General features: G+C 69.2%; 17 protein-coding genes. 13 read left to right on the top strand and 4 right to left on the bottom strand.

Translation table 11 applies throughout. The features are described 5' to 3' along the window. Nucleotides 1-65 precede the first annotated feature (65 nt). The 9 genes from AC0ZLC_RS24990 (at nucleotide 66) to AC0ZLC_RS24950 (ending at nucleotide 10278) form a co-directional block, all read left to right on the top strand. The gene (locus AC0ZLC_RS24990) at nucleotides 66-2327 is read left to right on the top strand and encodes an MMPL family transporter (RefSeq protein ID WP_476754200.1); all 2262 of its coding nucleotides are present in this window, start codon (nucleotides 66-68) and stop codon (nucleotides 2325-2327) included. 258 nt (nucleotides 2328-2585) lie between these two features. Beyond that, nucleotides 2586-3719, top strand: coding sequence for an acyl-CoA dehydrogenase (locus AC0ZLC_RS24985; RefSeq protein ID WP_476754199.1), 1134 nt, complete (start codon nucleotides 2586-2588; stop codon nucleotides 3717-3719). Nucleotides 3720-3897: 178 nt separating this feature from the next. Further along, a complete protein-coding gene (locus tag AC0ZLC_RS24980; RefSeq protein WP_476754198.1) occupies nucleotides 3898-4974 on the top strand; it encodes an SDR family oxidoreductase in 1077 nt (358 codons plus the stop codon). Then, nucleotides 4971-6257, top strand: coding sequence for an aspartate aminotransferase family protein (locus tag AC0ZLC_RS24975; protein WP_476754197.1), 1287 nt, complete (start codon nucleotides 4971-4973; stop codon nucleotides 6255-6257). The genes AC0ZLC_RS24980 and AC0ZLC_RS24975 overlap by 4 nt, the downstream gene beginning before the upstream one ends. A gap of 1 nt (nucleotide 6258) precedes the next feature. Continuing rightward, nucleotides 6259-6750 (top strand): type II toxin-antitoxin system RatA family toxin, encoded by a 492-nt coding sequence (locus AC0ZLC_RS24970; protein ID WP_476754196.1) that lies wholly within the window; start codon nucleotides 6259-6261, stop codon nucleotides 6748-6750. A 59-nt stretch (nucleotides 6751-6809) separates the two neighbouring features. After that, on the top strand, nucleotides 6810-7286 hold the full coding sequence (locus tag AC0ZLC_RS24965; RefSeq protein WP_476754195.1) for a flavin reductase family protein: 477 nt from the start codon (nucleotides 6810-6812) through the stop codon (nucleotides 7284-7286). Nucleotides 7287-7333: 47 nt separating this feature from the next. After that, on the top strand, nucleotides 7334-8176 hold the full coding sequence (locus AC0ZLC_RS24960) for an SDR family oxidoreductase (RefSeq protein WP_476754194.1): 843 nt from the start codon (nucleotides 7334-7336) through the stop codon (nucleotides 8174-8176). Then, the gene (locus tag AC0ZLC_RS24955; protein WP_476754193.1) at nucleotides 8173-8844 is read left to right on the top strand and encodes a sterol desaturase family protein; all 672 of its coding nucleotides are present in this window, start codon (nucleotides 8173-8175) and stop codon (nucleotides 8842-8844) included. Before AC0ZLC_RS24960 ends, AC0ZLC_RS24955 begins: the two co-directional genes overlap by 4 nt. A gap of 198 nt (nucleotides 8845-9042) precedes the next feature. Beyond that, nucleotides 9043-10278 carry a nitric oxide synthase oxygenase gene (locus AC0ZLC_RS24950; protein ID WP_476754192.1) on the top strand — a complete coding sequence of 412 codons (1236 nt, stop codon included), beginning with the start codon at nucleotides 9043-9045 and terminating at the stop codon, nucleotides 10276-10278. Nucleotides 10279-10300: 22 nt separating this feature from the next. Here AC0ZLC_RS24950 and AC0ZLC_RS24945 read toward each other — a convergent pair whose 3' ends face one another. Both AC0ZLC_RS24945 and AC0ZLC_RS24940 read right to left on the bottom strand, forming a co-directional pair. After that, nucleotides 10301-11224, bottom strand: a complete 924-nt coding sequence (locus AC0ZLC_RS24945; protein WP_476754191.1) for a sterol desaturase family protein — start codon at nucleotides 11222-11224, stop codon at nucleotides 10301-10303. A 60-nt stretch (nucleotides 11225-11284) separates the two neighbouring features. Next, nucleotides 11285-12034, bottom strand: coding sequence for a helix-turn-helix transcriptional regulator (locus AC0ZLC_RS24940; protein WP_476754190.1), 750 nt, complete (start codon nucleotides 12032-12034; stop codon nucleotides 11285-11287). Between the two features lie 584 nt (nucleotides 12035-12618). Between AC0ZLC_RS24940 and AC0ZLC_RS24935 the strand changes: the two genes are divergently transcribed. Beyond that, nucleotides 12619-13281 carry a chaplin gene (locus AC0ZLC_RS24935; protein WP_476754189.1) on the top strand — a complete coding sequence of 221 codons (663 nt, stop codon included), beginning with the start codon at nucleotides 12619-12621 and terminating at the stop codon, nucleotides 13279-13281. Between the two features lie 355 nt (nucleotides 13282-13636). Here AC0ZLC_RS24935 and AC0ZLC_RS24930 read toward each other — a convergent pair whose 3' ends face one another. Both AC0ZLC_RS24930 and AC0ZLC_RS24925 read right to left on the bottom strand, forming a co-directional pair. Then, a complete protein-coding gene (locus AC0ZLC_RS24930) occupies nucleotides 13637-13921 on the bottom strand; it encodes a hypothetical protein (RefSeq protein WP_476754188.1) in 285 nt (94 codons plus the stop codon). Nucleotides 13922-13994: 73 nt separating this feature from the next. Beyond that, a complete protein-coding gene (locus AC0ZLC_RS24925; protein WP_476754187.1) occupies nucleotides 13995-14564 on the bottom strand; it encodes a hypothetical protein in 570 nt (189 codons plus the stop codon). Nucleotides 14565-15009: 445 nt separating this feature from the next. Here AC0ZLC_RS24925 and AC0ZLC_RS24920 point away from each other — a divergent pair, with 445 nt between their 5' ends. The 3 genes from AC0ZLC_RS24920 (at nucleotide 15010) to AC0ZLC_RS24910 (ending at nucleotide 18032) form a co-directional block, all read left to right on the top strand. Further along, nucleotides 15010-15483, top strand: a complete 474-nt coding sequence (locus AC0ZLC_RS24920) for a hypothetical protein (protein WP_476754186.1) — start codon at nucleotides 15010-15012, stop codon at nucleotides 15481-15483. Between the two features lie 190 nt (nucleotides 15484-15673). Continuing rightward, nucleotides 15674-15955: a hypothetical protein gene (locus AC0ZLC_RS24915; RefSeq protein ID WP_476754185.1), complete on the top strand. Its 282-nt coding sequence runs from the start codon at nucleotides 15674-15676 to the stop codon at nucleotides 15953-15955. Between the two features lie 841 nt (nucleotides 15956-16796). Then, entirely contained in the window at nucleotides 16797-18032 is a 1236-nt protein-coding gene (locus tag AC0ZLC_RS24910; RefSeq protein ID WP_476754184.1) for a transposase family protein, read from the top strand. Nucleotides 18033-18104 lie beyond the last annotated feature (72 nt).

The raw sequence follows: 18104 nt of genomic DNA, 5'->3' as shown, positions 1-18104 counted from the left end.
CCCCTGTTCGTGTGCGGCCTTCGCTCGCCGGCCGCCGCCCCATCTGCACCTTCCAAGGAGGAGGCGTGGGATCCCCATCCACCGTTCGCAACCAGACCCCACCTGATGTCGCACCGTCCGTACCCACCCGGGGGCTTGCCAGGCTGGGCCACTGGCTGGCCCGCCGCCGACTTCTGGTCCTGCTGGCCACCCTCGCGGCGGTGCTCGTCGCGGTCCCGTTCGGCTCCGATGTCGAAAGCCGCCTGTCCGAGGGCGGCATCACGGTCCCGGCCTCGGAGTCGGCCCGCGCGGATGAACTGCTCAACACCCGCTTCGAGGGCGGCTCCCCGCACCTGGTGTTCATCGCCTCCGCCGATACCGACATCGACGCCGCGCAGGTCAGCAGAGAAGGCGCCGCGCTGACCGAGCGGCTCGTCGACGAACGCGGAGTGGTGCAGGCGGCCTCCTACTGGACCCTGGACAAGGCGCCCACGTTGCGCTCGAAGGACGGCCGCACCGGGCTGATCATGGTGCGGCTGGCCGGGAACGAGGACCAGGTCCGCAAGGCCGCAGCGAGGATCGTGCCCGACGTCGTCGGCGAGCGGGGGCCGCTGAAGGTCACCGCGACCGGCGTGACCGCGGTGCGCATGGAGATCGAGAAGCGCAGCGAGGAGGACCTGACCAAGGCGGAGCTGTTGTCAGGTCCGCTGGTGCTGATCATCCTGCTGCTGGTGTTCGGCAGCGTCGTGGCCGCCAGCACCCCGCTGGCCGTCGGCATCCTCGCCGTGATCGGATCATTTGTCATCCTGCGGCTGCTGGACATGGTCGTGCAGGTCTCCGTGTTCTCCGTCAACATCACCACCGCGCTCGGCCTCGGGCTGGCGATCGACTACAGCCTGTTCATCGTCACCCGCTACCGCGAGGAACTCGCCCGCGGCCGGACCGTGCACGAGGCCGTAGCCGAATCCGTGCGCACCGCCGGCCGCACCGTGCTGTTCTCTGCGCTGACGGTCGCGGTGTCGCTGTCGGCGATGCTCGTCTTCCCCATGTACCACCTGCGGTCCTTCGCCTATTCCGGTATCGCCGTGGTGGGCCTGGCGGCGCTCGGCTCAGTCGTGGTCCTGCCCGCCCTGCTGGCCGTCCTCGGCCGCCGCATCGACGCGCTCAATGTGCGCCGCCTCTTCCGCCGGAACGCCCCGGTCGCCGCCGCACGCAGCAACCGGGAGGGGTTCTGGCACAAACTGGCGATGGCGGTGATGCGCCGTCCGCTGCCCTTCGCACTGGCCGTGACGGCAGTCCTGGTGGCGCTCGGACTGCCGTTCCTGCGAGCCGAGTTCGGAGACAGCGACGACCGGGTGCTGCCCGCCAGCTCCTCCGCCCACCGAAGCGCCGAGGTGCTGCGCCAGGAGTTCGACAACCGCGAGAGCTCCCCACTGAACGTGGTCATGCCCGACATCGACCCCGAGGCGGCGTCGGCGAAAGTGGCCCACTACGCCCAGAAACTGTCGACGGTGCCCGGCATCACCCGGGTGGATGCACTGACCGGTTCCTACAGCGAAGGGCAGCGGGTCGCCCCGCCCGGCAAAGCGTCCGAGCGGTTCGAAGCAGAGAAGGGCACCTGGCTGTCGGTGGTCTCCGACACCGAGCCGTACTCCCCGCGGGGCATGGACCTGGTCGACACCGTCCGTGCCCTGCCCGCCCCGGACACGGCCCTCGTGGGCGGGCAGGCAGCGCTGCTGGTGGACTCCAAAGCGACCCTGGGCGACAAGCTGCCCTGGGCGCTGGGCATCATCGCAGCCTCGACCATGGTGCTGCTGTTCCTGTTCACCGGCAGCCTGCTCATCCCCGTCAAGGCGATCGTGCTCAACCTGCTGTCCCTGACCGCCACGTTCGGCGCGATGGTCTACGTCTTCCAGGACGGCCATCTGCGCTGGCTGGTCGGTGACTTCACGGTCACCGGCATGCTCGACATCGACACCCCGATCCTCATGTTCTGCGTCGCCTTCGGCCTCTCCATGGACTACGAGGTCTTCCTGCTCTCCCGGATCAAGGAGGAATACCACCGCACCGGCGACAACGTCTCCGCCGTGGCCTGGGGACTCGAGCGCACCGGACGGCTGGTCACCGCGGCTGCCGCGCTGGTCGCCACCGTCCTGCTGGCGTTCGCGACCTCCTCCCTGACCCCGCTCAAGCTCCTCGGGGTCGGGCTCGCGCTCGCCGTCATCGTGGACGCCACCCTCGTGCGCGGCATCCTGGTGCCGGCGTTCATGCGCCTTGCCGGACGCGCCAACTGGTGGGCCCCGCGTCCCCTGGCCCGCCTCCACCAGAAGATCGGCCTCGACGACTGACCAACCGACCCGCCCTCACCCGTCCGCCCCGGTCACCGACCGGGGCGGACGTCTTCACGCCGGGCCCCATCACCCGTACAGGACACTTCGCAGCACGCCGTGCCGAACTCTTGAGCGGTACCTGCAACTCCGCTGCATGGCTGCTGCAGCATCACCTCATAACGTTGCCCATGCCGTGGGGGGTTTTCGGCCGGGAGCGACTTCGGGCGGACGCAGCGGCTGATACGGGTAGGCAACCAGGTTGGGGGAACCAGGTCCATGCGGTATCTGCAACGTGAACGCGCCATCGTCGAGGAACTGCTGCCCGGACTGGACCAGGCCCTGGCCGCCGTGCCGCTGGCGGAGCTGGAAGCTCCCGGCGCTCCCGGCATCAAACTGTTCACCGAAGCCGACGGACCGGGCCTGCTGGTGCCCATCGAGCACGGCGGCCGCGGCGCGGACCTGCTCACCGCCCTCCGCGTACAGCGTGCGCTCGGCTCCCGATCGCCGTCGCTGGCGGTCGCCACCACCATGCACCACTTCTCCGTGGCCTCCCTGGTCGAGGCGGCGGCCACCAGCAGCGGCATGGAGTGGATGCTGCTGGCCGCCATCGCCAAAGACCGTCTGCTGCTCGCCTCCGGCTTCGCCGAGGGCCGCACCGGACAGGGCATCCTCAATCCCGCGCTGACCGCCCGGACCGAGGGTGACAAGGTGTTCCTGAGCGGGTCCAAGAAGCCATGCAGTCTGGCCCGCTCGATGAACCTGCTCACGGCATCCCTGCCGCTGCCCGGCCCCGGCGGCACCGAACAACTGGCCATCGCGCTCGTGCCCGCCGACGCACCGGGGGTGTCGGTCAAACCGTTCTGGAGCAGCCCGATCCTGGCCGGCGCCGAGAGCGAGGAAGTCGTCCTGGACGACGTCGAGGTGCCCGCCGAACTGCTGGTGCGCACCGACGTCACCGACGACGGCCGCCTGGACGCGCTGCAGACCGTCGGCTTCGTCTGGTTCGAAACCCTCATGACCGCCAGCTACCTCGGCGCGGCCTCCGCCCTCGTCGAGCACACCCTGGCCAACACCCGCGTGGACACGACCGTACGAGCCGACGCCGTCACCACCGTGGACGCCGTCGCCCTCACCCTGGAAGGGCTTGCCGCCGAGGTGGCATCCGACGGCGTCAGCGAGCACACCCTGGCCCGCTCCCTGGTGTGCCGCTACGCCGCCCAGGACGCGATCAGCCACGTGCTGTCGGTGTGCGTGGAGGCACTGGGCGGCATGGCGTTCATCCGTTCCGGTGACATCGCCTACCTGCACTCCGCCTGTAGCGCGCTGGCCTTCCACCCTCCGTCCCGGGCCCGCATGGCCGCCCCGCTGGCCGACTACTTCGCCGGCCACGCCCCGCTGCGCATCCCCTGACGGACCGCCGCCGCGCAGTCCCACCGCGCCGCCCTCCCTGCCTTTCGCTCGTCGCGCTCTTCCTGCGCGCCCTGCCGACCGTGCAAGCCGTGCTGCCACGCCGCAGCCACGACACGTCCGGCTGCCGCTGCCCGTCGACTCCTGTACGCCCGTAGACCTGTCCGTGAGGTGCTCGATCGTGCCCTGCCGTCCCACTGTTCTGCTCACCGGCGCGTCCGGTGTCCTCGGCAGCGCGCTGCTGCCCCAACTCGCCGACTGCCACGTCATCGCCCTGACCCACCGCACGCCCGCGCCCGGCGCCGACGAGCAGCTGACCGCAGACCTGACCGCGCCCAGCCTCGGCCTTGCCCGGGCCGCCTACCGCCACCTCGCCTCCCGGGTGGACGTGATCGTGCACTGCGCGGCCATCACCGCCTTCTCCAGCGGTCCCGAGGCCACCCACGCCCTGAATGAGGCCGGTACCCGGCAGATCGTGCAACTGGCCGCCGACGCCGACGCCGTGCTTTACCACGTGTCCACCGCGTTCGTGGACCGCACCGATCTGACCCGGACCCACCTGGGTCAGGACCAGGGGGAGGCCACCGCGCGCCCGGAGGACTACCTGGACTCCAAGCGGGCGGGCGAACAGGTCGTGCGCACGGCCGGCATCCCCGCGGTGATCATCCGTCCGTCCGTGGTGATCGGGGACGCCACCACGGGCGAGATCTCGGCGTTCCAGGGCATGCACGGCATCATCCACGGCCTCCTGCGCGGCCTGCTGCCGTTGGTCCCGGTGCCGGCCGACTCGCCCGTCGACTTCGTACCGCAGGACGTCGTCGCCTCCGCCATCACCGCTCTGATCCGGCAGGGCCGCCGCGACGGCGAAATATGGGTCACCGCGGGGAACAACGCGCTGAGCACCGAGCGCGCCCTTCAGGTAATCGGCGACACCGCCGGCGAACTCGGCCTGGACCCGGTGCGGCCGCGCATGACCGGCCCCGAGATGGTCGACCGGCTGATCAGACCCGTGTTCATCGCCAACCTGCACCCACGGGCGCGGCGCCGCTTCGACGACATGCTCGCCATGACCGCCCTCTTCGCGCACGGGCACGTCTTCCCCACCAGCCTCGGGGAGCTGCCCGGCATACCGGGCGCGCTCAGCGCCGCCGAACTGGAGGCGGCACTGCGCACGTCGGTCACCTACATGGCCCATGCCAGGGGCATGGTCCGCCAGCCGTCGGCGCCCGTCCTCGACACCGCGCAGGTGACGGCATGAGCGAACTCACCCTGACCCCTCCGGCGGCAGCGAATGCCTCGTCCGCCGAGGTACTGGGCATCTACCGGCGGCACCTGAGCAAGGGCCGGGCCCGCCTGGCGTCCCTGACCGGCGCGGCCATGGAGACCGCCTCCGAAGGCAGCCGCGTGTGGGACGCCGACGCCAAGGAGTACCTGGACTGCGGCGGCTACGGCGTCTTCCTCCTCGGCCACCGCCACCCCCGGGTCGTCGACGCGGTGATCGAGCAGATCAGACGGCACCCCATGGCCACCCGCCTGCTCCTGGAGCCGGCCGCGGCCACCGCCGCGGCAGCGTTGGCCAGCGTCACCCCGCCCGGGCTGGAGCGCGTGCACTTCGTCACCTCCGGCGCCGAAGCGACCGAGACGGCGATCAAACTGGCCCGCGCCCACGGCAGGCACCGGCTGATCTCCGCCGTCGGCGGCTACCACGGCAAGACCACCGGCGCACTCGCCGTCACCGCCAAAGCTCTCTACCAGGACCCGTTCCGCCCGCTGCTGCCGGCCGAACACGTCCCCTACGGCGACGCCGACGCCCTCGAGCAGGCCCTCGCCACCGGCGGGCCGGCCTGCGTCATCCTCGAACCGATGCAGGGCGAGGGCGGCGCCGTCCTGCCGCCGCCCGGCTACCTCACCCGCGTGCAGCAACTGTGCACCGAGCACGGCGCGTTCTTCGTCCTCGACGAGATCCAGACAGGCCTGGGCCGCCTGGGCACCTGGTGGGGTGCCGACACCGAGGCCGTCCGGCCGGACGTGCTGCTCGTCGGCAAGAACCTCAGCGGCGGCGTCATCCCCGTCGCCGCCGCCGTCGCCACCGCCGAGGCGTACACGCCCTTCGACAAGGACCCGTTCCTGCACACCTCCACCTTCGCCGCCGCCCCGGTTGCCATGGCCGCCGCGGCGGCGGCCGTGGCCGCGATCCGCGACGAGAACCTGGTGGAGCGGGCCGGCACCCTCGGCCAGGAACTGCTGGACCGGCTGCACGCTGCTCTGGCGCCGCTGTACGGCGACACCGTGGTCGACATCCGAGGCCGCGGCCTGCTCATCGGCATCGAGATGCGCAACGAACGCGCCGCCGGCGAACTCGTCCTGCACCTCCTGGAGGCCGGGCTGCTGGTGAACCACTCCCTCAACGCCCACCGGGTCGTGCGCCTGACCCCGCCCGCGGTACTCACGCCCGCCGATCTGGACTGGATCAGCAGCGCCTTCACCTCCGCGGCCACCGCCCTGACCCGCCCGACCGCCTTCAAGAAGGGGACACGCTGACATGCCCGAGGTGACCCTCGACGCCCTCATAGCCGACGCCTCCGCCACCGACGTATTCGACCGACTGCGCGACTTCGCCGCCTACCCGCGGTACACCGACGCCGTCCGCGAGGTGAACGTCACCGACAAGGGAGACGACACCCTGGACTCGGACTGGTCGGTGAACTTCCGCAACGGCATCCTGTGCTGGTCCGAACGTGACCGCGTCGACGCCGCCAACCTGACCATCGAGTTCACCCAGACCGACGGCGACTTCGACCAGTTCGACGGCAGCTGGCAGGTCTACAGCCACGACCGTGCGGTCACCGTGCGGTTCACCGCCACCTTCGACCTCGGCATGCCCAGCCTCGCCGCGATCATCGACCCGATCGCCTGCCAGGCCCTGGCCGAAGCCATCAGCCTGATCCTGCGCGGCCTGCTGGGCGAGCACATCACCCTGACCGCCTCCGAACCGCTGCCGGTCCCGGCCACCGCAGCGGACGCCCGGCCGTGACCCGCTCCCTCACCACGCCGGCAGCCCCGCCGCAACACCCAGGCGACGCCACGGACCCGGTGACCGCACAACAGTTCAAAAATCTGTTCGCCCAACTGCCCACCGGCGTCACCGTACTGACCACCAGCGCGACCGACGGCACCGGCCCGGCCGGGATGACGGCCAGCGCGGTGTGCTCACTGTCCCTGGACCCGCCGCTGATCCTGGCCTGCGCGGACAACCACAGCCGCACCCTGGCCCGGATCCGCGCCACCGGCGCGTTCGCCGTCAACGTGCTGCGCGATGACCAGGTCCACCTCGCGAAGCGGTTCGCCGACCGCAGCGTGGACCAGACCGACCGCTTCGCCCACACCGCGCACCACCGCATGGACCACCTGCCGGTTCTGGACGAGGCACTGGCCTGGCTGACGTGCCAGGTCCAGGCCGCCTATCCGGGCGGGGACCACACCATCCTCACAGCCGCGGTCCGAGCCCTCGGCCACCGCGGCGGCCACCCACTGATCTGGCACAACCGCACCTTCCGCATCCTCGCCTGACCCACCCCGTGCCCCACCGACCCACCGCGACTTCAGGAGGACCCTCCGTGCCCAGGGACATCAACAACAAGGTCGTCGCCATCACCGGCGGCAGCCGCGGCATCGGCCGCGCCACCGCCGAACTGTTCCTCGCCAAGGGCGCCAAGGTGGCCATCGGTGCCCGCAACCTGGACTTCGCGACCAAGGTCGCCGCCGACATCGGCGCCCACGCCTACCCCCTCGACGTCACCGACCCCCGCAGCGTCCAGGCATTCTGGACCGCGGTCGAAGCCGACCTCGGCGCCATCGACATCTTCGTCAACAACGCCGGCGAGATGATCGTCGGCCGGTTCGAGAACGAGTCGGCCGAGGACACCGCCCACCAGCTGAACGTCAACCTGCTCGGCACCCTCAACGGCATGAAGACCGCCATCAGCCCGATGCGCGAGCGCGGCCGGGGCCACATCATCAACATGGTCTCCGCCGTCGGCATGATCGGCCTGCCCGGCTGCGCCACCTACTCCGCCGCCAAACACGGCGTGGTGGGCCTGTCCGAGGGCGTACGCGCCGAACTGCGCGGATCCGGCGTGGACCTGTCCATCATCCTGCCCATCCCCGCCCAGACCGAGCTGACCTCCGGCGTCGGCAAGGGCCGCTTCGTACCCCTGCTCACCCCCGACGACATCGCCAAGTCCGTGCTGCGCACCGCCCGCCGCCCGGTCTACAACCGGTACGTACCCGGCTGGACCAACCCCGTCACCCGCTCCCTGTTCCTGCTGCCGCAGCCCTGGCGCGACGCCATGGGCCGTTTCCTCAAAGCCGACCAGCTGCTGCGCACCACCAACTACCAGGCCCGTGTCGCCTACGAGACGCGGGTGAAGGTTCCCACCACGGAAGGAGCCGGGGCGTGACCTCCCCATCACCCGCCCGGGGCAGCTACAAGGGCGCCGTCCGCCGCGGCAACGCGCCCGCCGTCGTCGGCCGGCGGTGGCTGGACAACCTCATCCACGTCCACCCGGTCACCACCGTAGCCATGTTCAGCCCCGTCATCGCCCTCTGCGTGTGGTTCTCCACCGGCCGGGCGAGCGGCTGGGCGCTGGCCGGCTGGGCGGCAGCCGGCTACCTGACCTGGACACTGTCGGAGTACTGGGGCCACCGCATCGTGCTGCACTACGAGCCCGAAAAGGGCTTCGGGGCACGCCTGCACTACATCCTGCACGGCATTCACCACGACTACCCGCAAGATGCGCGCCGCTCCATCCTCAGCCCGCTGCTGAGCATCCCCATGGTCGGCGGCACCCTCTATCTCGCCTCCGGGCCGGGATCACTCCCGCTGACCTTCGGAGCCGGCTACACCTTCGGCTACCTCACCTACGACCTGTTCCACCTCTACCTCCACCACGCCAAACCGAAGAGCAGGCTGATGCGGCACCTGCGCTCCCTGCACATGCGTCACCACTTCCGCGACGACACCCGCGGCTTCGGTATCTCCGCCCCCTACTGGGACGAGCTGTTCGGCACCTCCATCGCCCGGCACTCAGATCCCCGTACAGCAGCGTCAGGCGACCTGGCCGCCTGACGCGCCCCGCCGGTCCGGCAGATGACCCGGACCCCGTGTGCCGGCGTGGGCACCGGCGCGGTCGCACGGCTCACCCCCGAAGTCGTCGATGCCCACGCGCGGGTGCCCCCGCCCATCACCCCCGCGCCACAGCTCATCCGCGGCTCGCCCTGCCGACAAGGCGACCCACGGAGCCGAACGCCACCCGCGAGGAAACCCATGAACTCCGAAACTCTTCTGGCGCGCTCCACCCCCACCGACCCGACCCCCACCCCTTCCGGCACCTCGGCCGCGCCCTCATCCTGGCCGGACGCGGCCCGCCGGGCGCCTGCAGACGCGACGGCCGACTGGGACGAAGCCGAAGAGTTCGTGCGCCTCCACCACGCCGAGCAGCCGGACCAGCCGGCCCCACTGCACGCACGCCTGCAACAGATCCGCACCCACATCGAACGGAGCGGCACCTACACCCACACCGCAGACGAACTGGCCTTCGGCGCCCGCGTCGCCTGGCGCAACTCCAGCCGCTGCATCGGCCGCCTGTACTGGAAGAGCCTGCGTGTCCTGGACCGCCGCGACGCCACCAGCGCCGACCAGATAAACCGGCACCTCGCCGAGCACCTGCGCCAGGCCACCAACAACGGGCGCATCCGCCCGGTCATCTCCGTCTTCGCCCCCGACACACCCCAAGGACGAGCTCCGCGGGTGTGGAACGACCAGCTCATCCGCTACGCCGGATACCGCAAGGACGGCAACGACACCGTCGGCGACCCCGCCTACGTGGACTTCACCGACACCGCCCGCCGACTGGGATGGCAGGCCCCCGGCGGCGCCTGGGACGTACTGCCCTGGGTCATCGAAACCGACCACGACAAGCCCCAACTCTTCGACGTGCCCAGCGACCTCGTCCTCGAAGTCCGCCTGACCCACCCCGACCACCCGCGCTTCGCCGACCTGGGCCTGCGCTGGCATGCGGTCCCGGCCATCTCCAACATGCGGCTGCGCATCGGCGGCGTCGACTACCCGCTCGCCCCCTTCAACGGCTGGTACATGGGCACCGAGATCGGCGCCCGCAACCTCGTCGACGCCGACCGGTACGACCTGCTGCCCGCCATCGCCGAACACCTCGGGCTCGACACCAGCAGCGAGGCCACCCTGTGGCGCGACCGCGCCCTGGTCGAACTCAACATCGCCGTGCTGCACTCCTTCAACGAGGCCGAGGTCAAGATCAGCGACCACCACACCGAATCCCGGCACTTCCTGACCCACCTGGCCAAGGAGGAACGGCAGGGCCGCACCGTCCCGGCCGACTGGAGCTGGATCGTGCCCCCCGTCTCCGGCGGCATCACACCGGTCTTCCACCGCTACTACCACCAGGCCGACCAGCGCCCCAACTTCTACCTCGACGACGACGCCAAACGCCGTGGCAAGGGCGGATGCCCCTTCGGCCACGGCTGAACAGAGCGGACCTCAAAGCCCGCTACGCCCGGCCGGTGGCGTCCCCGGTACGGGTCCGCGATGGGGGAGAGCCGTGGTCCGCGGGTGGTGCGGTGCAGGCGCCGCGGGCACGGAACGGTTCGGCAAGCTGTGCGAGGTAGCCGCCCGGATAGCACGGCTTCGCGGCCATCCCCAGATCATCGCTGGAGAACCGGCGCCCGGGATCGTACGAGTACGTGCCGAGCATCCGGTCCCAGACGAGGGTGAAAAGACCGAAGTTGACATCACCCACACCCGCCCACTTCAGGTGGTGGAACCGGTGCCCCTCGTTCAGCGACAGCACGTACCGCAAAGGACCCACTCTGTAGTCCGCGTTGGAATGCTGCAGGAGCAACTGCACGGCAACGATCAGGGCCAGAGCCGCGGCCACATCGACCGGAAGGCCCATGGCCAGGAGCGGCGCGACCCCCGCACTCAGTTCCACACTCTGGTGCAGCGGATGCTTCATCAGACCGTTGAAGCCGTAGAAGCGTTTCACGGAGTGGTGGACGGCATGGAAACGCCACAGAACACCGACCTTGTGACTGGCGAGGTGGACGAGCGTGATCCCAAGATCCGCCACCAGGACCGCGAAGACCACCTGGAGGGCGAACGGCCAACGGTGCGGCCACACTTCGGCCACCGTGACGACGGCCGCCAGCACCGGAATGGCAGCGACGCCACCGAGGATCAGGGTCTCGTTGATCACAGCATGGGCCGTGTCGCGACGACCGTCACCCGCCGGCGTGTTCCACTCCCGGCAGTAGGGCAACAGCCGTTCCGCGGCGAACGACGCCCCGACCGCAGCCGCCAGCAGAGCGAGCAGCCACACCTTCGACGCGCCCGCCCCGGCCAGGGCGATGCCGCAGCCGTTGACCCCGACCAGCAGGAGCGGGGCATATCCGTACCGAATGAGGTTGCCGACCATGCAGTCCAGCGTGCTGCGCACCGCCAGGACTGGCTTGGACGGATCCGCTGCCGTGCGCCCTCAAGTGGCGAGCAGGGGGTTCGTCGAGGCCGGCGCCCACTGAACACCGCGGATGACCTCGGAGGGTGCGAGCCCGAACATCTCGTGGGCGACCCTCGTCAGATGCGAACTGTCGGCGAACCCCGCACCGTGGGCGGCCTGCGTGAGAGTCGCTCCGCCTCGTGCCAGCTCCATCGCCCGCCGCAGCCGGGCCCACCGCAGGTAGGCGGGGAAGGACAGCCCGAGCTCTTCAGCGAACAGGTGCCCGAGCCGATCGGCGGACAGACCGACCTCCGCAGCCACGTCGCCCAGCCGTATGGGGCAGCCCAGCAGTGCCTGGACACGGCCGGTCGCGGCGCGTACCGCCGGATGGCAGCCACGCGCGGACCGGCCCACGGCCAGACTGCGCATCACCCTCTCCCCGATCCCGCCGGCGGCCGGCGCCCGCAGCGAGGAGGCGATCGGGGCGGCGGCGGTGATCCAGCCGGTGAGGCGGTCACCCGGTGCGTGCGTGAAGCGGGCTCGAAGGGCCCGGCCCACAGGACTGTCCGGGTCGCAGTAGACACAGACCGCTGTCGCGCCTTCGCCGTTGACCACGTGCACGGCTCGGGCAGGGATCAAGGCAGCCTCGACGGCGCGCGCCTCTCCATGCCCGTCCGCGAGCTCTACCCGGCCGGCGGTGACGACCAGGAGCTGCACTGCCGCATGGGCATGCGCGTGCGCCGTACCCACCACGCCCTCGAAGACCAGCAGTCCAGGCTCCAGCGCCACCGAACCAGTCCATAGCGGAGCAACGTCGTCGTGGAGCGTCACGGGCTGCCCCTGCCGAGGTCGGCCCCGCCTGGCCCGACTGAGCCGCCTTTGGCGAAACGCACCGGAACACTCACCGGCCCGTCCCGGCCGGCGCCTGGCATCTGCACAGCGATCACCTGACCCTGATGACGCGAGGAGTGCGTCGGCTGTCCCGTACCTCCCCGCCGCGACGCCCGGGCAAGCGGCAGTTACCCGCCAGTTCCCGGCCTCCCGCCCCAGCCAGGGTGGCATCCGCCACGGTGGGCCAGCGCGAGCGGGAGCCACGGCCGTGACGACGGCCGCAGCAGCCGCACGGGCTTCTCGCCGCTGGGGACTCGGGGAGGGGAGGGTGCCGCGCGCGGGAACGCGGCCCCGACCGGTTTCGCTCTGACCGACAGTCACATGATTGAGGGCGGCTGTCGGAACCCCATGGCCCAGCACAACGACTTGGAAGGCGGTATGCCATAACTCTGCTGCCTTTCCAGCGTTTGCAGATGTGCGGGTGAGTACCCGCGGTGATGCTAGGAAGGTAAGGATCTATGAGACGGGCTACTCGAAACCGCATGCTCGCCGTTGCCGCCGCATCCGGCGCGATGGCCGTGGCACTTCCCACGTCCGCAGTTTTCGCGACCGACGGTGCTGATGCCGGGGGTGCGGCGGCCGGTTCGCCCGGGGTGCTCTCAGGGAACAACATCCAGGTTCCGCTGTCTGCGGCGGTCAACGTCTGCGGCAACACGGTGGACGTCGTGGGGCTGCTCAACCCGGCCGTGGGCAACGTGTGCAGAAACCAGGACGCGGTGAAGGCCCACGGTGCGGAAACCGACGGCGGACCGGACTTGTCAGGCGGAGCTTCGGCCCATGGCCACGTCAAGGACTCGCCCGGGCTGATCTCAGGCAACGGTATTCAACTGCCGATCGATCTGCCGGTGAACGTGTCAGGGAACAGCGTCAACGCGGTCGGCGTGGGTAACCCAGCGATCGGCAACCACTCGGTCAACGAAAGTGACCAGTCCCACCCACACGTCCCCCGGCAGACTCCGGCCCCCAAGCCCCCAGCGTCGCACCCCCCGACCCCCCGGCATCGGCCCGTTCCGAACATCCCGGATACGGCAGCGCCCACGCTGGCCCACACGGGAGCGGATCTGACCGTCCCTGCCGTCGCCGGCGGAGCAGCGTCCCTCCTGATGGGTGCGATCTTGTACCGCCGCTTCCGCCCAAGTAACTGACGCGGATGCCGATGCGGGGTGAGCGGCCTGCCGGTGCATAACCTGTAGGGCACAGCGTCGTTGAAGTATGCGTGTTCCCCCCCGGGGCCCCAGGAGGATATGACACTTCCTCCTGGGGCCCTTGATACGTTTGACCAGCTCAGCAATCGTGGTGCCTGCCACGAACACTTCGGACCCCCCGTTCGTGCTGCGTACCGACATCCAAATGGGAATACGCCGGCAGGTCACCGACATGCGGTCACGGTCTGTGCTCAGGAACCCAAGGAAAATGGAGGCGGCGCGGACGCTTCACGCGTCCACGCCGCCTCCATGCAACCCGATGCAGTGATGGTGCCGGCTAAGAGTTCGAAGTCGGTCAGAGCGCCCGGCTGTTGCAACCCATGTCGGAACCGAGGTGGCTGTTCTGTGCGCCCGGGGCCCCTTCTCCGTTCAGCAAGTTGCCTGCCAGGCCGGTGAGCGCGCCGATGTTGCCGAGCACCTCGATGTTCATGTCGTGTGATCGGCACTCGGTGCCCTGCGTGATGTCGATGCTGTCGATGTCGTGGCCCGGCTCGCCGTGTGCGAAGGCGGGGTTGGCGCTCAAGGAGCCGGCACTGCCGAGGAGGGCGCTCAGGAGAATCACCGTGTGCATCTTGCGCATTTGACGTTCCTTGGGGGAAGTGTAGGGATCCAACATGTCGAGTCAGGACCGCGGGTGGGCAGAGCGCGGGCTCTCAGCCGAGTCGGGGAAGTCCCAGTTGTCCGATCGGAGGCGCCGCGATCTGTCCGAGGCCGACCGGAGCCAGCTCCGGTGCGCTCGTGGGCGTGATCGACGGGTTGACGAGCGGGTTTACCTGAGGGTTGAGCTGCGGGTTCACCTGCGGGGCGACAAACACCGGGGGTTCGTCGAATGCCTGGGGTACTGCTACCTGTGGGGCCACTTGCGGCATGACTTGCGGCATGACCTGCGGCACGACCTGCGACGGGGCGGCCTGTGCCTGCTGTGCGGGGGCGGCCTGTGCCTGTGCAGGGGCGGCCTGTTGCGGGTTCGGCGAGCTGGCGGCTTGGGCCGTTCCCTGTGAGGAAGCCGAGGCCGAGGCGTATCCGGTCTGCTGTGGTCCTGACGGGGCGGCCGGTGGGGCTGGTTGGGGAGCCGCGGCCGGAGCAGTTGGCTGATCCGGAACCGATGCCGGAGTGGCACTGAGGCGCCCATCCGGCGAGTTGGCATAGCTGCCGCCGGCGCCGATGCCGGCCAACCCGCTGGCCGCTGCGACGACGAGCGCGGCCTTGTGAAGCTTCCGCATGAAACTCTCGGCCCTTCGTTACCTGAAAATGTGAGTCAATTGCATTCAATGCGGTCACGCGCAGTCGGTGCGCTAATCGCATCGCGTCGGGGGTTACGGTTATCTCAAGGAGCAGCGGACTTGGTGTCGGAGCTGGCAACAGATGGCTTTCGGTCGCTGCCTCTCGTCCGAGGAACGAGGTTTCGGCGCCGCAGTCACGGCACTCGACGACTTGTCACCCATTTGCCGTCTGGCGATCCGGGTGTCACGGTTCGCGCGCCCCTGCTCAAATGGGTGACCACACCCCTGCCCCCGTATCGAGTCCGTGCTCAATTCGTTCCCCACGAAGCGATAGGGATGGCCCATCGCAGCCGGACAGGGCAGCAAGGACAGCGAAGACTGCGTTGCCCCATCGGCTATCAGCTCCCGTGTACAGGTCAATTGAAGAGCCGAGGAACTCATGCGCATGCTTCATAAGGTCGCGCTCGTCGTCGCAGCAGCCGGCAGTCTGTCCGGCGCGGGCGTCGGCCCAAGCTCCGCCGTCACCCCGCCCGCCAACAGCGGCGCTGCACCGCCCCCGGTTTCGCAGCCCGACGCCCAGGCCGCCTCGGCGTCTTCCGCTCAGGCGACCGCGCAGACCTATGGCTCGCCGGCACCGCAACAGGCGGCACCGTCGCGTGGCACTCAGGTCTCCCCGCAGGTCAATCCGCAGCTGAATCCGCAGCTCAGCCCGCAGATCTCTCCTGAAGCGCCGCGGAAGGAACAGGGCGCTTCGGCGGGGCAGGCCAACCTGTTCCGTCCGTACCAGGAGTGCAGCCCGCAGACCCTGCTCGATGCGAACGTCCCGGTCGCCCTGCTTGCCCCGGCACAGACCAAGGGCGTCGAGTGCACCCAGGCCAACAGCCAGTCGAACTCCTTCGCCAGTGTGCAGCAGCACTGACGGACGGCCACGTCGGCGTGGGCACGGGCCGTGGACGACCGGGCTCGGCTGGCCCTGCGATTCGGCTTTCCGTGCTTTCCGGCGACACGAGGTCCGCGTGTCGCTGTCCGTTTCAGGGAATTTGTGAGTATTCTCCCCCATTGTAACCGCGATCTTCCACAGATCGTAAAACTCACCCATCGGAGATGAAATGCTCAAGCTTCGCAACGTTGCGGTCCTGGTCGCTGCCCTCAGCAGCATCGGATTCGTGGGCGGCACTGCCTACGCCGGCGGCGAGGGTCACGGCGGCGGCGACCAGTTCAGCGTCACGCAGAGCTCCAACTGCAAGTCGCACGACCTGAACCTCGACGTCCTCGGCCAGGTCGGCGTGCTGAACGGGCTGCTGGGCAACGCCCTCAACGGTGAAGGCAACCCGGGCGCTCAGTCCACCGACATCGGCTCCACCATGGGCTGCAACAACAGCGCCTTCTGAAGTTCCCTCCGGCGTAGCGACGCCGAACAATGAATGGTCCCGGCACTGGGCATCAAGCCAAGTGCCGGGACCATTCGCGTGTGCCCAGGGACTACTGGCTCGAACAAGGGCTGTTCATAAGTGTGTTGGCGGTCTACTGGTGGGTCTGATTGTGGGGAGGCGTCAGTCCCGGCGCCGTGGGGCGTGGCGGGAACTGTGGTCGCTCATCGAGCTGTTACTGCCCAAGCCGATGCCGAGGCTGGTCGAGGGCAGACCTCAAGCGCCGGACCACCGGGCTTTGTGCGGGATCCTGTTCGTCCTGCACACCGGTATGCAGCAGTGAGGCGGCGCGTGACGCCGCCCGTCACGCCGCGAAGTCCGACGCCCTCACGGACGGCGAGGCGGCACGCGCGGACGCCGAGGTGGAGGAGTCGGAGCGCGTGGGGGAGTACCGGGTCACGGGGCTTGCTCATGGAACTTCCGGCGTGCGCCAACTACCTGGGGCCCAGGCCGGCCGGCGCTGTCACAGCCCGCCGCCGCGGTCGAGCAACGGGGCCACCTCGGCGATGAGTTCAGCGATCGCATCCGGCGAGTTACGGGACAGCGCTTACGAACTCCTGCACGACAAGCGGTGAGACGTCGAGCCCGTGATGGCTGACCATGGTCGGGTGGTGGGAAACAGGACTCGTGCAGTGATCATCAGCAACCGTCGCATCACGGGCCTGACGGGCGATGTGATCGCTGAACGCATAGCCGAGATAGGTCTGTTGTGGCATGAGCGTCACCAGGCCGAGCCGGCCTCCCGGCCACGGAAGCGGGCCGTGGGCGGCGGGCCGAAACACCGCCTGGTGTTCGTCGACGGGTGCTGGCCACCCTCGTCGATCTTCGTCATGGAGCCACCCACGACGTGCTGGCCTGCTGGTTCGGCGTGGATCGCTCCATGATCACCCGAGCTGTCAACGAGGTGCGGCCTCTGCTCGCCGAGCGAGGCTGCACGGTCAGCCCCGACGTGCGGCTGCGGACCCTGGCCGAGGTCGTCGACCCCCTCGGCTCGAGCGGAACGACCGGCATCATTGACGGCACCGAGATCCGCGTCCGGCGACCCGCCCCAGGACGCAAGGACCGGGACACATGCATCTCGGGCAAGAACAAGCAGAACGCCGTCAAGTCCATGGTGGTCACGGACGGCGAAGGCCGCGTGCTGTGGTGCAGCCCGGCTCGTCCCGCGAGCTGCGCGGACATCACCCACGCCCGCCAGTTGGGGCTGGTCGCGCTCCTGGCCGACGGGCCCGCGCTCGTGCTCCACGCCGATGCCGGCTACCAGGGCCTGGGCGCTCAGACCGGCGGCCGGGTGGTGACAGCACCGCACCGCAAGGTCAAGAAGAACGCCCCCGACTGGTACGAGGAGATGTACCAGCGCCAGCGCAAGGCACACTCCTCGCGCCGTATCCGGGTCGAGCACGGCATCGCCCACCTGACACCTCGGCCGCCGCGAGCACATGAGCGACACCGTCCAGGCCGTCGCCGGTCTGTTGTCCCACCAGCGGACCGCGGACCTGCACTCGACACGGCAAACGTGAACACGGGCCCCACCGAGGTTCTCGACGTCTCACCGCTTGTCGTGCACGAGCCCGTTAGGCACGGGAAGTCTGTTTCCTTCGGGAGAAGGGCTGCCGCTGCGAAAAAGAAATTCTGGTCCGGGAACCCTTCCCGGACCAGAATTTCCGTGAGCTCTCAGATGCCGATGTGCGGCTTCTTGAACCCCTCAGGGAGCTTGGCCGTGTTGGAGCAGTCCACAACTTGTCCCTCTTTGACAGGCTCGCTTCCCAGCGATGGTTCCTGCTGCATGGCCACGTTCGGTCGTTCTGTTGTCGAGCATTGCTGGTCCTGCTGGATGACGTGCGTGCCGTCCTTGTCGATGTACGTCTTGTTCTTCTGGACGCACATGACGCCCTCCTGTACGGCCGTGGCGCACTCACCTGAGTTTCCCTCGGCATCGGCATGGGTAGCGCCGAGGCAGATGACGGCGAGGCTTCCGATGAATGCTGCGGCGGCCGCAGTCTTCTGCGAAAAGAGCATGCGTTGTATTCCTTTGTAGTGAAGGATCGGACAGTCGTTTGTTGACCGGCCCCGTCCGGGAGTCAAACAATTGAATCTGTACCTGCCGATG

The organism is Streptomyces sp. GLSS-08, assembly GCF_056387915.1.
The sequence above is the reverse complement of the archived record's forward strand: the minus strand, read 5'-3'. Positions and strand labels throughout refer to the sequence as shown.

Bases quoted from the DNA above. Each gene is read 5' to 3' on its own strand.
- AC0ZLC_RS24985 (WP_476754199.1), top strand. From the start codon at position 2,586: ATGCGGTATCTGCAACGTGAACGCGCCATCGTCGAGGAACTGCTGCCC.
- AC0ZLC_RS24975 (WP_476754197.1), top strand. From the start codon at position 4,971: ATGAGCGAACTCACCCTGACCCCTCCGGCGGCAGCGAATGCCTCGTCC.
- AC0ZLC_RS24970 (WP_476754196.1), top strand. From the start codon at position 6,259: ATGCCCGAGGTGACCCTCGACGCCCTCATAGCCGACGCCTCCGCCACC.
- AC0ZLC_RS24950 (WP_476754192.1), top strand. From the start codon at position 9,043: ATGAACTCCGAAACTCTTCTGGCGCGCTCCACCCCCACCGACCCGACC.
- AC0ZLC_RS24945 (WP_476754191.1), bottom strand. From the start codon at position 11,224: ATGGTCGGCAACCTCATTCGGTACGGATATGCCCCGCTCCTGCTGGTC.
- AC0ZLC_RS24935 (WP_476754189.1), top strand. From the start codon at position 12,619: ATGCTCGCCGTTGCCGCCGCATCCGGCGCGATGGCCGTGGCACTTCCC.
- AC0ZLC_RS24930 (WP_476754188.1), bottom strand. From the start codon at position 13,921: ATGCGCAAGATGCACACGGTGATTCTCCTGAGCGCCCTCCTCGGCAGT.
- AC0ZLC_RS24925 (WP_476754187.1), bottom strand. From the start codon at position 14,564: ATGCGGAAGCTTCACAAGGCCGCGCTCGTCGTCGCAGCGGCCAGCGGG.
- AC0ZLC_RS24920 (WP_476754186.1), top strand. From the start codon at position 15,010: ATGCTTCATAAGGTCGCGCTCGTCGTCGCAGCAGCCGGCAGTCTGTCC.
- AC0ZLC_RS24915 (WP_476754185.1), top strand. From the start codon at position 15,674: ATGCTCAAGCTTCGCAACGTTGCGGTCCTGGTCGCTGCCCTCAGCAGC.